Consider the following 14,029-nt stretch of genomic DNA (forward strand, 5'->3'; position numbering starts at 1 on the left):
CGCATGGCTAACAGTCGAGCGGCGCGCCTGGCGCCGGTGGTCGAGATGGCCGAAGCCGCCGAGCGCACCGCAGCGCAGCGCCTGGGTTATCTGCAGGGCCAGGTCAACCTGGCGCAGAACAAGCTGCAGGAACTGGATCAGTTTCGCCTCAGTTACCAGGAGCAGTGGATCAATCGCGGCAGCCACGGCGTTTCGGGCCAGTGGCTGATGAACTACCAGCGCTTTCTGAATCAGCTCGAAACGGCCATCGGCCAGCAGCGCAAGAGCCTGGCCTGGCATCAGGTCAACCTCGACAAGGCCCGCGGTGCCTGGCAACAGGCCTACGCCCGGGTCGAAGGCTTGCGCAAGCTGGTACAACGCTACCTCGACGAAGCCCGGCAGCTTGAAGACAAGCGCGAGCAGAAGCTGCTCGATGAGTTGTCCCAGCGTCTGCCGCGTCAGGACGGGTATTAGGCAAAATCCCGTGGGGCTGGCGTCATCATGGTCTAGGCTGTGTCATATCGGTAACACAGCAAAGGAGGCTGTCCCATGACCGTCACGTCAGCGCTTTCTGCGGATGGCCGGCAAGTGACCCTGCTCGTCGAAGGGCGTTTTGATTTTGCGTCTCACCAGGCCTTTCGTGCCGCCTATCAACACCTGCGTGCTGACCTTGACTATGTTGTCGACCTGCGCGGTACGCATTACCTGGACAGTTCGGCGCTGGGCATGCTGCTACTGCTGCGCGATCATGCCGGCGGCGACAAGGCTGTGGTGCAGTTGATCAACTGCACGCCGGATGTGATCAAAATCCTTACCATCTCCAACTTTTCCCGTCTGTTCCAGGTCGGCTAGGCCTTGCAAGCCGATAACGCTTGCCTGCGCATTCTGATCGCCGACGACAGCCCCAGCGATCGCTTGCTGCTGTCGACCCTGATCACGCGTCAGGGTCATCAGGCCCTGGTGGCTGCCAACGGTGTCGAAGCGCTGGCGTTGTACCGCCTCCAGCAGCCGCATCTGGTGCTGATGGATGCCATGATGCCGGTCATGGACGGCTTCGAGGCGGCCCGGCAGATCAGGCAACTGGCCGGCGAGTCGCTGGTGCCGATCATTTTCCTGACGGCCCTGACCGAAGGCGAAGCGCTGGCGCGTTGCCTGGATGCCGGTGGCGACGACTTCATTGCCAAGCCGTTCAACCCCTTGGTGCTGGCCGCCAAGATCAATGCCATGAACCGTCTGCGTCAGTTGCAGGACACCGTACTACGCCAGCGCGACCTGCTGGCCAGTCATCGCGAACACCTGCTCAACGAGCAGCGCGTGGCCAAGGCCGTCTTCGACCAGGTGGCGCATTCGGGCTGTCTGGACTCGCCCAATATCCGCTACCTGCAATCGCCCTATGCGCTGTTCAACGGTGACCTGATGCTGGCGGCCTGGTCGCCTGCCGGACACATGTATGTGTTTCTCGGCGACTTTACCGGCCATGGCTTACCGGCTGCGGTCGGCGCCATGCCGCTGGCCGAGGTGTTCTACGGCATGACCGCCAAAGGCTACGGCTTGCCGGAAATGCTGCGCGAGATGAACACCAAGCTCAAGCGCATCCTGCCGGTGGGCATGTTCTGTTGTGCAACCTTGCTGTGCATCGATTTCAAGCAGCAACAGGTCGAACTCTGGAACGGTGGCCTGCCGGACGGCTACCTGCTGCACGCGGGTGCTGGCGGCTACCAGTCCCTGCCGTCACGCCATTTGCCGTTGGGTATCCTGCCAGCCAGTGCTTTTGACGAGCGCACCGAAGTCCTGCCATTGGCGCCGGGCGACCGGATCTTCTTGCTCTCCGATGGTGTCATGGACACGCGCGACGCCCAGGACCGCCTGTTCGGCACCCAACGGTTGTGCGAGGTGCTGGCCGCCAACCGCGAGCCTGCACAACTGATCGAGGAAATCCTCCAGGCGCTGAATGATTTTGGTGGCCAGGCACGCGATGACGTCAGCATGCTGGACATCAGCACCTCGGTCCCGCTGGGCGAGAGCATGCCGGTGGCGAGCCGGATTGATGACGGTCCGGCCAATCCGCTGGACTGGTCAGCCAGTTTCGAGTTTCGCGCCGCCACCCTGAAAACCTTCAATCCCCTGCCTTATATCCTCCAGCTGTTATTGGAGGTGCACGGTTTGCGCGACCAGAGCGGGGCGCTATACAGCGTACTGGCCGAGCTGTACAGCAATGCGCTGGAACATGGTGTACTGGGTCTCGATTCGCGCCTTAAACACAATGCTGCCGGATTTGCCCGCTATTATCAGGAGCGGGCCCGGCGCCTTGAACAGTTGCAGAGTGGTTTTATCCGTCTGCAACTGGAGGTTCGGGCCAGCGCCGAAGGGGGCGTACTGAGTATCAACCTGCAGGACAGCGGCAACGGGTTCGATGTGCCAGGTGTGCTGGCTCGTTCACCTGCGGATGAGCAGTTGTGCGGTCGTGGTCTCAGGCTGGTCCGCTCGCTGTGCAGCGATGCCCGCTGGTCAGAGGGGGGGCGGGCGGTTTGCGTGGAGTTTTCCTGGGGGCTGGTGGCATACTTGCCTCCGGTTTCTTGATCAAGGAGTGAGCAAGTGTCAGCCGTTCATATGGATTACAGTGTGTTGACGACCTTGCAGGACGTCATGGAAGACGAGTACCTGACCCTGATCGACGTCTTTCTCAAGGACTCCGACCTGCGCATGGCCTTGTTGCGCCAGGCGGTGCTTGCCGCGCGCCTGGGCGGCGCCTCGCTGGATTTTGTCGAGCTGGGGCTGGCGGCCCACAGCTTCAAGGGCAGCAGCAGCAACATGGGGGCGGTGTGGCTGTCGGAGCTGTGCCGTCAACTCGAAGAGCAGGCCCGCCATCAGATCGTCGAGGGGCTGCAGGCGCTGGTCGAGTCGATCAATGGCGAATACCTGATCATCCGCCGGTTATTCGACGCCGAGCGTGAAGTCCTTGTCGCCCAGGCCTCACCTTTGGTGACCTGAAACAGACCCTTTTGTGACATGGCCCGCATCTTGCTGGTGCAATGATATTGTGCTGCCCGATGCGGAGATTCAAATGTCCCTTGCCCCTAATGTATTGCTCCAGACCAATGCGGCGACCTCGGCCAAGTCCAGTGCCGCCAGCCATTCGTCCAGGTCTGCTGAGATCGGCAAGGACCCGGCGTCCGGCTTCGCCAAGGTATTCAACCGCGAATCCCGCGAGGCGCCAAAGGCCGACCGCGATGTACAGCCCAATGCGGCCCGCGAACGCAATGCGCCTGACAAGGCCAGGGCCACGGCTGGCAAGGACAAGCCGAACGAGGCGCCAGAGGTTGCCGATAACACCTCGGCCGTTGCCGAAAGCGGCAATGACTTGCCAGCCGAGACTGTGACGCAAGCCGGCGACCAGGGGCATTCGGGCGAGCAAGGCGCCGACGGCGCGGCGCAGAATGCGACCGGTAGCACCGCCGAGCAGGCCGAGCAGGCAATGGCTGCCGCACAGGCCGGGCAGGGCGCGCTGCCCTTGATCCTGCCGGCGGCGACAGTGGCTGCCGAGGCGGTCGCCGAGGAGGCCTTCGATCCTGACGTTGATCCACTCGCGGGGCTGCATGCCTTGCAGTTCGCCCTGGAAAGTGCCAACGGTCGCCGTCCCGGCGCGGCTCAGGCGACTGCCCAGACGCCGACAGCGCAAAATGGTGCCTTGGTTGACGGGGAAGTGACGGACGCGCAGAACATCGTCAATAACCTGGCAAGTCTGCAAGGCGATCAGGATCTGGAAGGCGGAACCGAGGGCGGTGAGAAATCCCTGGCCGGCCTGCTCGATGACGGCCTGAAAGACGTCAAGGCGGCTGCGGGCGATACCCGCGTCGACAACTTCGCCGAGCGCCTGGCCGCCTTGAGCCAGGCGGCACAGCCAGCCAGGGCAGGCAGTGCCACGCCCGTGGCGACACCGGTCATCAACCAGCCGCTGGCCATGCACCAGAGCGGCTGGAGCGAAGGCATCGTCGAGCGGGTGATGTACCTCTCCAGCCAGAATCTCAAGTCGGCGGAAATCAAACTCGAACCGGCCGAACTCGGCCGCCTGGACATCCGCGTCAATATGGCGCCGGACCAGCAGACCCAGGTCACCTTCGTCAGTGCTCATCTGGGGGTGCGTGACGCACTGGAAAGCCAGATGATCCGCCTGCGTGAATCCTTCCAGCAGCAAGGTCTTGGCCAGGTCGACGTCAACGTTTCCGACCAGTCGCAGCAACAGGCCCAACAGCAGGCCCAGGAACAGGCCAGTCGTGCCCAGCGCGGTGGTTCGCGTGTCGACTCAGGCAGTGGCGATGCGCCTGACGGGCACGCCGCAGAACCGACCGTCGCCGCCAGCCAGCCAGTGCAGCGCGTGATCGGCAGCAGCGAGATCGACTATTACGCCTGATGGGGTCGTAGACACAGGCTCTGGTAGGAGCCCGCTTGCCGGCGACCGAGTGCGCAGCGCTCGCAAAAATCTCGAAAACGCTGCAAATTTACGACTGCCACGCAGCCGGTCGCGGTGGTCCGGCATTCCGGCAAGCGCGCTCCTGGCCCCCTCTCTGCTACGTGACAGCGTGCTGCCAGGAGGCAGGTTGATCGCCGGCGTGGCGCGCATGTGTTGCACTCTGGCATAACCTTTGCTCTGCCTCAGTCACGTAACAGTGAACCCCCTGAATAGTGACGGATTATTGGCATGGCGCAGAGCGAAGCAGTCAAAGAGCCCGGCTCGAAGAAAAAACTCAAGCTCATCATTCTTGGGGCGGTAGGCCTGATCCTGGCCATCGGCCTTTCGGTCGGTGCGACCTGGTTTCTGATGCACAAGTCCGATCCCAAGCCGGACCCGGCGGCCGCAGCCGCGCAGGCCAATGCCAAGCAGGCGGCGGTGTTCGAAGCCATGACGCCGGCTTTCGTGGTCAACTTCAATGTCAACGGTCGCCAGCGCTATATGCAGGTCAGCATCACCATGCTGGCGCGCAGTGCCACCGACATGGAGGCCCTGAAGGTCCATATGCCGACCATTCGCAACAATCTGGTGTTGTTGTTCGCCGGTATTCCGTTCGATTCGCTGACCACGCCGGTGGGCATGGAAATGCTGCGCCAGAAGGCGACTGCCAGCATTCAGGAAGTGGCCCAGAAAGAGCTGGGCAAGACCGTGGTCGAGCAGTTGCTCTTCACTAACTTCGTATTGCAGTAGGATCCACGACATGGCCGTGCAAGACCTGCTGTCCCAGGATGAAATCGACGCGCTGTTGCATGGCGTGGACGATGGCATGGTGGATACCGACACCATTTCCGAACCCGGTACGGTCAAGACCTATGACCTGACCAGCCAGGACCGGATCGTGCGTGGACGCATGCCGACCCTGGAAATGATTAACGAGCGCTTCGCCCGTTACACCCGCATCAGCATGTTCAACCTGCTGCGCCGTTCGGCGGACGTGGCGGTGGGCGGCGTGCAGGTGATGAAGTTCGGTGAATACGTGCATTCGCTGTACGTGCCCACCAGCCTCAACCTGGCCAAGATCAAGCCGCTGCGGGGTACGGCGCTGTTCATCCTCGATGCCAAGCTGGTGTTCAAGCTGGTGGACAACTTCTTTGGCGGCGACGGGCGTCACGCCAAGATCGAAGGGCGTGAATTCACCCCGACCGAGTTGCGCGTGGTGCGCATGGTCCTGGACCAGGCCTTCGTCGACCTCAAGGAAGCCTGGCAGGCGATCATGGAAGTCAATTTCGAGTACATCAACTCGGAAGTGAACCCCGCCATGGCCAACATCGTCGGTCCCAGCGAGGCCGTGGTGATCTCGACGTTCCACATTGAACTCGATGGCGGTGGCGGCGACCTGCACGTGACCATGCCGTACTCGATGATCGAGCCGATCCGCGAAATGCTCGATGCCGGTTTCCAGTCCGATCTCGACGACCAGGACGAGCGCTGGGTCAAGGCGCTCAAGGAAGACGTGCTCGATGTGTCGGTGCCGGTGACCACCACGGTGGCCAATCGTCAGTTGCTGCTGCGCGACATCCTGCACATGCAGCCCGGTGACGTGATCCCGGTGGAGCTGACCGACACGCTGGTGATGCGCGCCAACGGCGTGCCTTCGTTCAAGGTCAAGCTCGGCTCGCACAAGGGCAACCTGGCCCTGCAGATCGTCGAACCCATTGAACGGCGCTGATCGTCACGGTCGCGCTGCACCCTGTTGTGTAATTGAATGACTGTTTCCGAGGACAACCCATGGCTGCTGATAACGATATGACCTCTGCTGAAGATCAGGCGCTGGCCGATGAATGGGCTGCGGCCCTGGGCGAAGCGGGCGATGGCCAGGCAGACATCGATGCCTTGCTGGCTGCCGATGCTGCACGCCAGCCTGCTTCCAGCCGCATGGCGATGGAAGAGTTCGGTGGCGTGCCGAAAAATTCGGCGCAGGTCACCCTCGACGGCCCCAACCTGGATGTGATCCTGGACATCCCTGTGTCGATCTCCATGGAAGTGGGCAGCACCGACATCAGCATTCGCAACCTGTTGCAGCTCAACCAGGGTTCGGTGATCGAGTTGGATCGTCTGGCCGGCGAGCCGCTGGACGTACTGGTCAACGGCACCCTGATCGCCCACGGCGAAGTGGTGGTGGTCAACGAGAAGTTCGGTATTCGTCTGACAGACGTAATCAGCCCGAGCGAACGTATCAAGAAGCTGCGTTAAGTGAAGCGCCTGCCCTATGCCCTGTTGCTCATGCCGCTGATGGCATGGGCCGCCGATCCGGTCGCGCCCGGACCTGCAGTCGTGGACCCGGCGCCGGTCACCCAGGCGTCAACGCATGCGGTGGCGGCCGCGCCCCAGGTCGGCAGTGCGCTGTCGGGCGGCATGGGCGGGCAACTGCTGCAATTGATGCTCGGCCTGCTGCTGGTGATCGGCCTGATCTTCCTGCTGGCCTGGGTGATGCGCAAGGTGCAGGCTGGTAGCCTGGGCAACCAGCAGGTCATCGAGCTGGTCGGTTCGCGCGCCCTTGGGCCACGCGACCGGCTGGTGCTGGTGCAGGTGGGCAAGGAACAGATTCTGCTGGGCGTCACGCCGGGGCGTATCACGCCGCTGCATGTGCTCCGCGAGGCGGTGGACGTTCCGGTCCGCCAGCCGGCCACTCCCGAATTCGCCCAGCGCCTGCTGGAGCTCATGGGCAAGGACAAGGACAAGACGTAATGGGCATCGTGCGTTTGCTGATAGTGCTGCTGTTGGGGATGGCGGCGCCGCTGGCGCTGGCAGCCGACCCGTTGTCGATTCCGGCGATCACCCTGTCCAATGGCGCCAACGGCCAGCAGGAGTACTCGGTCAGCCTGCAGATCCTGATGATCATGACGGCGCTGAGCTTCATTCCGGCGTTCGTCATCCTGATGACCAGCTTCACCCGCATCATCGTGGTCTTTTCGATCCTGCGCCAGGCACTGGGCCTGCAGCAGACACCGTCCAACCAGGTGCTGATCGGCATGACCCTGTTCCTGACCATGTTCATCATGACGCCGGTGTACGAGCGGGTGAACCGCGATGCCCTGCAGCCCTACCTGGCCGAGACGATGTCGGCGCAGGATGCCCTGGTCAGGGCGCAGGTGCCGGTCAAGGATTTCATGCTGGCGCAGACCCGCACCAGTGACCTGGAGCTGTTCATGCGCCTGTCCAAGCGCACCGACATCCAGACCCCGGAAGCGGCGCCGCTGACCATCATCGTGCCGGCCTTCGTGATTTCCGAGCTCAAGACCGCCTTCCAGATCGGCTTCATGATCTTCATCCCGTTCCTGATCATCGACATGGTGGTCGCCAGCGTGCTGATGGCCATGGGTATGATGATGCTCTCGCCGCTGATCATTTCGTTGCCGTTCAAGATCATGCTGTTCGTGCTGGTCGACGGCTGGGCGTTGATCGTGGGCACGCTGGCCGGCAGCTTTGGCGGCGTATGAAAGCACTTCTGAACACTGCCTGCGACGCATCCCGTAGCCGTTCTGCCGAGGAGCCTGTCCGATGACCCCTGAAGTTGCGGTCGACCTGTTCCGTGAGGCCTTGTGGCTGACCACCGTGCTGGTTGCGATCCTGGTGGTGCCCAGCCTGATCTGCGGCCTGATCGTGGCCATGTTCCAGGCCGCCACGCAGATCAACGAACAGACCTTGAGCTTTCTGCCGCGCCTGCTGGTCATGCTGCTGACCCTGATCGTCACCGGCCCCTGGCTGCTGGGTGTGTTCATGGACTACGTGCTGAATCTGTACAACAGCATTCCGACCCTGATCGGCTAGCGCCCATGCAGCCGATGCTCGCCCTGACCGATACCCAGATCAGCACCTGGGTGGCCAGCTTCATGCTGCCGATGTTCCGCATCGTCGCGGTGCTGATGACCATGCCCATCATCGGCACCACCCTGGTTCCGCGCCGGGTGCGGCTGTATTTCGCCTTTGCCATCACCATCGTCGTCGCGCCGGTGCTGCCGCCCATGCCGGCGGTGCAGGCGCTGGACCTCAGTGCGCTGTTGCTGATCGGCGAGCAGATCATCATTGGTGTCGGCCTGGGGTTGTCGCTGCAGTTGTTCTTCCATATTTTCGTAGTGGCCGGGCAGATCATTGCCACGCAGATGGGCATGGGCTTTGCGTCGATGGTCGACCCTACCAACGGCGTGTCTTCGGCGGTGGTGGGGCAGTTCTTCACCATGCTGGTGACCCTGATGTTCCTGGGCATGAACGGCCACCTGATCGTGCTGGAAGTGCTGGTCGAAAGCTTTACCACGATGCCGGTGGGCGGCGGGGTGCCGGTGGGCAACTTCTGGACCCTGGCCAACGGCCTGGGCTGGGTCATGGCTTCTGGCCTGCGCCTGGTGCTGCCGGCGGTCACGGCCTTGCTGATCATCAACATCGCCTTCGGCATCATGACCCGCGCCGCGCCGCAGCTTAATATCTTCTCCATCGGCTTTCCGTTGACCCTGGTGCTGGGGATGGTAATCCTGTGGATGAGCATGGCCGACATCCTCAGCCAGTATCAGCCCATGGCGGTCGAAGCCCTGCAACAAATACGTGATCTGGTGAGGGCCCGCTGAGATGGCAGAAAGCGAGAGCGGTCAGGACAAAACAGAAGAACCCACGGAGAAAAAGGTCCGCGACAGTCGGGCCGAGGGCCAGGTGGCACGCTCCAAGGAGCTCACCACGCTGGTGGTGATGATGATGGGGTCGGTGGGGCTGTTGATGTTTGGTGGCGGCGTGGCGCAGATGCTGGCCGAAGCCATGCGCGAGAATTTCTCGATCAGCCGCGAGATGCTGATGGACCCCATGTGGATGGGGCGCATGCTGCTCAAGACCGGGCAGACCGCCATGCTGGTGGTGTTGCCGTTCATGATCGCCATGCTGGTGGCGGCTTTTGTCGGGCCGATCATGCTGGGCGGCTGGTTGTTCGCCACCAAGTCGCTGGCGCCCAAGTTCAGCCGCATGAACCCGTTGTCCGGGGTCAAGCGCATGTTCTCGGTCAACTCGCTGGTCGAGCTGCTCAAGGCGTTCGCCAAGTTCCTGGTGATCCTCGCCGTGGCCCTGGTGGTCATCAAGAAAGACCGTAACGACCTGATCGCCATTTCCCATGAGCCGCTGGAAATGGCGATCATCCACAGCCTGCAGCTGGTCGGCTGGAGCACCTTGTGGATCGTGTGCGGGCTGATTCTGATCGCTGCCGTCGATGTGCCGGTGCAGTTGTTCCAGGCGCACAAGAAACTGCTGATGACCAAGCAGGAAGTGCGCGACGAACACAAGAACAGCGAGGGCAACCCGCAGGTCAAGCAGCGCATTCGCCAGTTGCAGCACGACATGGCCAACCGGCGCATGATGGCCGCGATCCCTGATGCCGATGTGATCATCACCAACCCGACGCACTTTGCCGTGGCGCTCAAGTACGACCCTGAAAACGGCGGCGCTCCTCAGTTGCTGGCCAAGGGCGTGGACCTGATTGCCTTGAAGATCCGTGAGATCGGCAACCACAATCAGATCATGATCCTCGAGTCGCCGGCGTTGGCGCGTTCGATCTACTACAGCACCGAACTTGAAGAAGAAATCCCCGCCGGGCTGTACATGGCTGTCGCCCAGGTGCTGGCGTACGTCTACCAGATCCGCCAGTTCCAGGCCGGCCGCGGCAAACGCCCCACGCCGCTTGGCGACATCTCCATCCCCCCCGACCTGCAGCGCGACGAATAGATGCAGGACCGGTCGGTCCTGCAGGTTAATGCCGGGCAGTTAAGCCTTGACGCGGGCCTGTGGGAGGCAGCTTTGCTGGCGAATGCGGCAGTACAGGCGCAGCAGGTGTTTTGGCCTTGCTGGCCTCATCGCCGGCAAGCCGCCTCCCACAGGATTGATGTGACCCTGACTTCGGGCCTGGCACCAGATTATGGGAGGCAGCTCTGCTGGCGAATGCGGCAGTACAGGCGCAACAGATGTACCTGTATCGGTATTAGTCCTGCACGTCCTGCACATTGTTGCGCTGAGTTGGACAGCTTTTTGCAATAGGTCGGGACAGGGCGCCTGTAGCGTCAAAGTTTTGTTTTGGTCTAGTGCGGTGGGGCATCAGTGGATCGATCTCAGTTAGTCAGTGGCGCACGCAACCTGGGCCGCAATCATAGTCAACTGGCTGTACCGGTGCTGTTGCTGGCCCTGCTGGCCATGATGATGTTGCCCATCCCGCCGTTTCTGCTGGATGTGTTCTTCACCTTCAACATCGCCTTGTCGATTGTCGTGCTGCTGGTGTGTGTGTATGCACTGCGCCCGCTCGACTTCTCGGTATTTCCGACCATCCTGTTGGTCGCGACTCTGTTGCGCCTGGCACTGAACGTGGCCTCGACCCGCGTGGTGATGCTCCACGGCCAAGACGGTCACGACGCTGCGGGCAAAGTGATCCAGGCCTTCGGTGAGGTGGTGATCGGCGGCAACTACGTGGTCGGTATCGTGGTCTTCGCCATCCTCATGATCATCAACTTCGTGGTCATCACCAAGGGTGCCGGGCGGATCTCCGAGGTCAGCGCGCGTTTCACCCTTGATGCGATGCCAGGCAAACAGATGGCCATCGACGCCGACCTCAATGCCGGCCTGATCGATCAGAACCAGGCCAAGGTGCGGCGTGCCGAAGTCGCGGCCGAGGCCGAGTTCTATGGTTCGATGGACGGTGCCAGCAAGTTCGTGCGCGGCGACGCCATTGCCGGCCTGCTGATTCTGTTCATCAACCTGATCGGCGGCATGCTGGTGGGCATGCTGCAACACGGCATGACCTTCGCCGATGCCGGGCGCATCTACACCTTGCTGGCCATTGGTGACGGTTTGGTGGCGCAATTGCCATCACTGCTGTTGTCCACTGCCGCCGCGATCATGGTGACCCGTGCTTCCGGTTCGGAAGAAATGGGCAAGATGATCAATCGCCAGATGTTCACCTCGTACAAGGCATTGGGTGTTTCTGGCGCGATCATGATGGTCATGGGCATGGTGCCAGGCATGCCGCACTTCGCCTTCATCAGTCTGGGCCTGGCGGCCTCCGGTGCCGCCTACTGGCTGTGGCGCCGTGATCAGCAGAGCAAGATCGTGGCCCTGGCCGAGGTGCAGCGCCAGCAGGACCTGCTGCCGCCACCGGGCCGTGTGCAGGACTCCAAGGAACTGGGCTGGGATGACGTGACCCCGGTGGACATTATCGGCCTGGAAGTCGGCTATCGCCTGATTCCGCTGGTCGACCGCAACCAGGGTGGGCAGTTGCTGGCGCGGATCAAGGGGGTGCGCAAGAAGCTCTCCCAGGAGCTGGGCTTTCTGATGCCCACCGTGCACATCCGCGACAACCTCGACCTGGCGCCCAGCGCCTATCGCCTGACGCTGATGGGGGTGATCCTGGCCGAGGCCGAGATCTACCCGGACCGGGAGCTGGCGATCAACCCCGGCCAGGTCTACGGCACCCTCAACGGTATCAGCGCGCGCGACCCGGCTTTCGGTCTGGAAGCGGTCTGGATCGAGATCAGTCAGCGCAGCCAGGCACAGTCGCTGGGCTACACCGTGGTCGATGCCAGTACCGTGGTCGCCACGCACCTCAACCAGATTCTCTACAAGCATTCCCATGAGCTGATCGGCCATGAAGAAGTCCAGCAACTGATGCAGTTGCTGGCCAAGAGTTCGCCAAAACTGGCGGAAGAACTGGTGCCGGGTGTGCTGTCGCTGTCGGGTCTGCTCAATGTCCTGCAGGCGCTGTTGACTGAGCACGTGCCGGTGCGGGATATCCGCACCATCGCCGAGGCCATCGCCAACAACGCTTCAAGGAGTCAAGATACCGCCGCTTTGGTGGCGGTGGTGCGTGTCGCCCTGAGCCGCGCAATCGTCCAAAGCATTGTAGGAATTGAGTCTGAGCTGCCTGTCATCACGCTTGAGCCAAGGTTGGAACAAATCTTGCTCAATAGTCTGCAGAAGGCTGGTCAAGGTCAGGAAGAAGGCGTTCTTCTTGAGCCAAGCATGGCCGAGAAGCTCCAGCGATCGTTGATCGAGGCTGCACAGCGTCAGGAAATGCAAGGTTCGGCGGTGATTCTGCTGGTAGCAGGACCGATCCGGGCCATGCTGTCACGGTTTGGACGATTGGCTGTACCGAACATGCATGTGCTGGCGTACCAGGAAATTCCGGACAACAAGCAAGTCACCATCGTAGCGACTGTCGGGCCCAACGGCTGAGGTAGTGAGTCATGCAAGTTAAGCGATTTTTCGCCGCCGATATGCGTCAGGCCATGAAGCTGGTTCGCGATGAGCTGGGCGCCGAGGCGGCCATCATTGGTAACCGGCGCATTGCCGGTGGCGTCGAGCTGACCGCTGCCCTGGATTACAAGTTGTCTGCCCTGGCGCCACGGGTACCGAACATGGAGCTCGAGGATGAACTGCGCAAGACCCAGTCGCGCATCGTCTCCGCCCAGGCCGAGCTTGAGAACCCTACAGACAGCGATGCCAGCAATAACCTCCAGCTGTTTTCCGGGCTGCCGCTCAGCGCGGCCGATACGCATATCGAGCCGACGTTCGAAGAGCCGCCACGTGCCACTGCGCCCTCGTCGGCCTCGCCGGTCACTGACGCCGCCGTAGGGCAGCGTGTGTTCGAATCGATGTGCTCGGAACTCAATGGCCTGCGCGAGCTGCTCGAAGTGCAGCTTGGCTCCCTGGCCTGGAACCAGTTGCAGGGCGCGCGCCCGCAACAGGCCAACCTGTGGCGCCGCCTGCAGCGCATCGGCCTGTCCGGCCCGTTGTCACGTGACCTGCTGGGCATGATCCCGGATATCGAAGACCCCAAGCAGGCCTGGCGCATGCTGCTGGCGTACCTGGCGCGGATGATCAGCGTGCCGGAAATCGAACCGCTCGAAGAGGGCGGCGTCATTGCCATGGTCGGTCCGGCCGGCATGGGCAAGACCACGACACTGGCCAAGCTGGCCGCGCGTTACGTGCTCAAGTACGGCGCGCAGAACATCGCCCTGGTGAGCATGGACAGTTTTCGCATTGGCGCCCAGGAGCAGCTCAAGACCCTGGGACGGATTCTCAATGTGCCGGTGACCCATGTCGATCCTGGCCAGTCGCTGGCCCAGGCGCTGGAGCCGTTGATTCGCAAGCGCGTGGTGTTGATCGACACCGCCGGCCTGCAAGCCAGCGACCCGGCCTTGCGCCTGCAACTGGAAAGCCTGGCCGGGCGCGGCATCCGTGCCCGCAACTATCTGGTGCTGGGCACCACCAGCCAGAAACAGGTACTGACGGCGGCCTATCACAGCTACAAGCGCTGCGGCCTGGCCGGCTGCATCCTGACCAAACTGGACGAAACCGCCAGCCTCGGCGAAGTCCTGAGCCTGGCGATCAGTCACGAATTGCCTGTGGCCTATCTGACCGATGGGCCGCGTATTCCTGATGATCTGCACCTGCCGCGTCGTCACCAGCTGGTGAGCCGCGCGGTCAGTGTGCAGATGCAGGATGAGCCGAGTGAGGAGGCCATGGCGGACATGTTCGCCGACCTCTATCACAAACCCGGCAAGCAAGTGGGGTAATTGA

15 protein-coding genes are annotated in these 14,029 nt (G+C 62.1%); all 15 read left to right on the forward strand.

Going from position 1 to position 14,029, the window contains the following annotated elements; genetic code table 11:
- The first annotated feature begins 3 nt into the window (after positions 1 to 3).
- The 15 genes from fliJ to flhF all read left to right on the forward strand — a co-directional run bounded on the left by fliJ (position 4) and on the right by flhF (position 14,025).
- Positions 4 to 453, forward strand: a complete 450-nt coding sequence (gene fliJ, locus ASF84_RS12455; RefSeq protein WP_056838712.1) for a flagellar export protein FliJ — start codon at positions 4 to 6, stop codon at positions 451 to 453.
- 75 nt (positions 454 to 528) lie between these two features.
- Positions 529 to 831 (forward strand): STAS domain-containing protein, encoded by a 303-nt coding sequence (locus ASF84_RS12460; RefSeq protein ID WP_056838714.1) that lies wholly within the window; start codon positions 529 to 531, stop codon positions 829 to 831.
- A gap of 3 nt (positions 832 to 834) precedes the next feature.
- Positions 835 to 2,559: a fused response regulator/phosphatase gene (locus ASF84_RS12465; RefSeq protein WP_056838717.1), complete on the forward strand. Its 1,725-nt coding sequence runs from the start codon at positions 835 to 837 to the stop codon at positions 2,557 to 2,559.
- 30 nt (positions 2,560 to 2,589) lie between these two features.
- On the forward strand, positions 2,590 to 2,970 hold the full coding sequence (locus ASF84_RS12470; protein ID WP_056838719.1) for an Hpt domain-containing protein: 381 nt from the start codon (positions 2,590 to 2,592) through the stop codon (positions 2,968 to 2,970).
- Between the two features lie 73 nt (positions 2,971 to 3,043).
- Positions 3,044 to 4,390, forward strand: a complete 1,347-nt coding sequence (locus ASF84_RS12475; RefSeq protein WP_056838721.1) for a flagellar hook-length control protein FliK — start codon at positions 3,044 to 3,046, stop codon at positions 4,388 to 4,390.
- A 288-nt stretch (positions 4,391 to 4,678) separates the two neighbouring features.
- Positions 4,679 to 5,179, forward strand: a complete 501-nt coding sequence (gene fliL / locus ASF84_RS12480; protein ID WP_056838722.1) for a flagellar basal body-associated protein FliL — start codon at positions 4,679 to 4,681, stop codon at positions 5,177 to 5,179.
- Between the two features lie 10 nt (positions 5,180 to 5,189).
- Complete coding sequence (fliM, locus tag ASF84_RS12485) at positions 5,190 to 6,158, forward strand: flagellar motor switch protein FliM (RefSeq protein ID WP_056838724.1); 969 nt, start codon at positions 5,190 to 5,192, stop codon at positions 6,156 to 6,158.
- Between the two features lie 59 nt (positions 6,159 to 6,217).
- Positions 6,218 to 6,682 carry a flagellar motor switch protein FliN gene (gene fliN, locus ASF84_RS12490; protein ID WP_056838726.1) on the forward strand — a complete coding sequence of 155 codons (465 nt, stop codon included), beginning with the start codon at positions 6,218 to 6,220 and terminating at the stop codon, positions 6,680 to 6,682.
- Positions 6,683 to 7,177: a flagellar biosynthetic protein FliO gene (fliO, locus tag ASF84_RS12495; protein ID WP_056838728.1), complete on the forward strand. Its 495-nt coding sequence runs from the start codon at positions 6,683 to 6,685 to the stop codon at positions 7,175 to 7,177.
- Positions 7,177 to 7,929 carry a flagellar type III secretion system pore protein FliP gene (fliP, locus tag ASF84_RS12500; RefSeq protein ID WP_056838730.1) on the forward strand — a complete coding sequence of 251 codons (753 nt, stop codon included), beginning with the start codon at positions 7,177 to 7,179 and terminating at the stop codon, positions 7,927 to 7,929. The genes fliO and fliP overlap by 1 nt, the downstream gene beginning before the upstream one ends.
- A 61-nt stretch (positions 7,930 to 7,990) precedes the next feature.
- Positions 7,991 to 8,260 carry a flagellar biosynthesis protein FliQ gene (gene fliQ / locus ASF84_RS12505; RefSeq protein WP_056838732.1) on the forward strand — a complete coding sequence of 90 codons (270 nt, stop codon included), beginning with the start codon at positions 7,991 to 7,993 and terminating at the stop codon, positions 8,258 to 8,260.
- A 5-nt stretch (positions 8,261 to 8,265) separates the two neighbouring features.
- On the forward strand, positions 8,266 to 9,051 hold the full coding sequence (gene fliR, locus ASF84_RS12510; protein WP_056838734.1) for a flagellar biosynthetic protein FliR: 786 nt from the start codon (positions 8,266 to 8,268) through the stop codon (positions 9,049 to 9,051).
- A gap of 1 nt (position 9,052) precedes the next feature.
- Positions 9,053 to 10,189 carry a flagellar biosynthesis protein FlhB gene (gene flhB, locus ASF84_RS12515; RefSeq protein WP_056838736.1) on the forward strand — a complete coding sequence of 379 codons (1,137 nt, stop codon included), beginning with the start codon at positions 9,053 to 9,055 and terminating at the stop codon, positions 10,187 to 10,189.
- Positions 10,190 to 10,558: 369 nt separating this feature from the next.
- The gene (gene flhA, locus ASF84_RS12520; protein WP_056838738.1) at positions 10,559 to 12,682 is read left to right on the forward strand and encodes a flagellar biosynthesis protein FlhA; all 2,124 of its coding nucleotides are present in this window, start codon (positions 10,559 to 10,561) and stop codon (positions 12,680 to 12,682) included.
- 11 nt (positions 12,683 to 12,693) lie between these two features.
- Positions 12,694 to 14,025, forward strand: a complete 1,332-nt coding sequence (gene flhF / locus ASF84_RS12525; protein ID WP_056838740.1) for a flagellar biosynthesis protein FlhF — start codon at positions 12,694 to 12,696, stop codon at positions 14,023 to 14,025.
- The last annotated feature ends 4 nt before the right edge of the window (positions 14,026 to 14,029 follow it).

The organism is Pseudomonas sp. Leaf127, assembly GCF_001423155.1.
GTDB classification, from domain to species: domain Bacteria; phylum Pseudomonadota; class Gammaproteobacteria; order Pseudomonadales; family Pseudomonadaceae; genus Aquipseudomonas; species Aquipseudomonas ovata.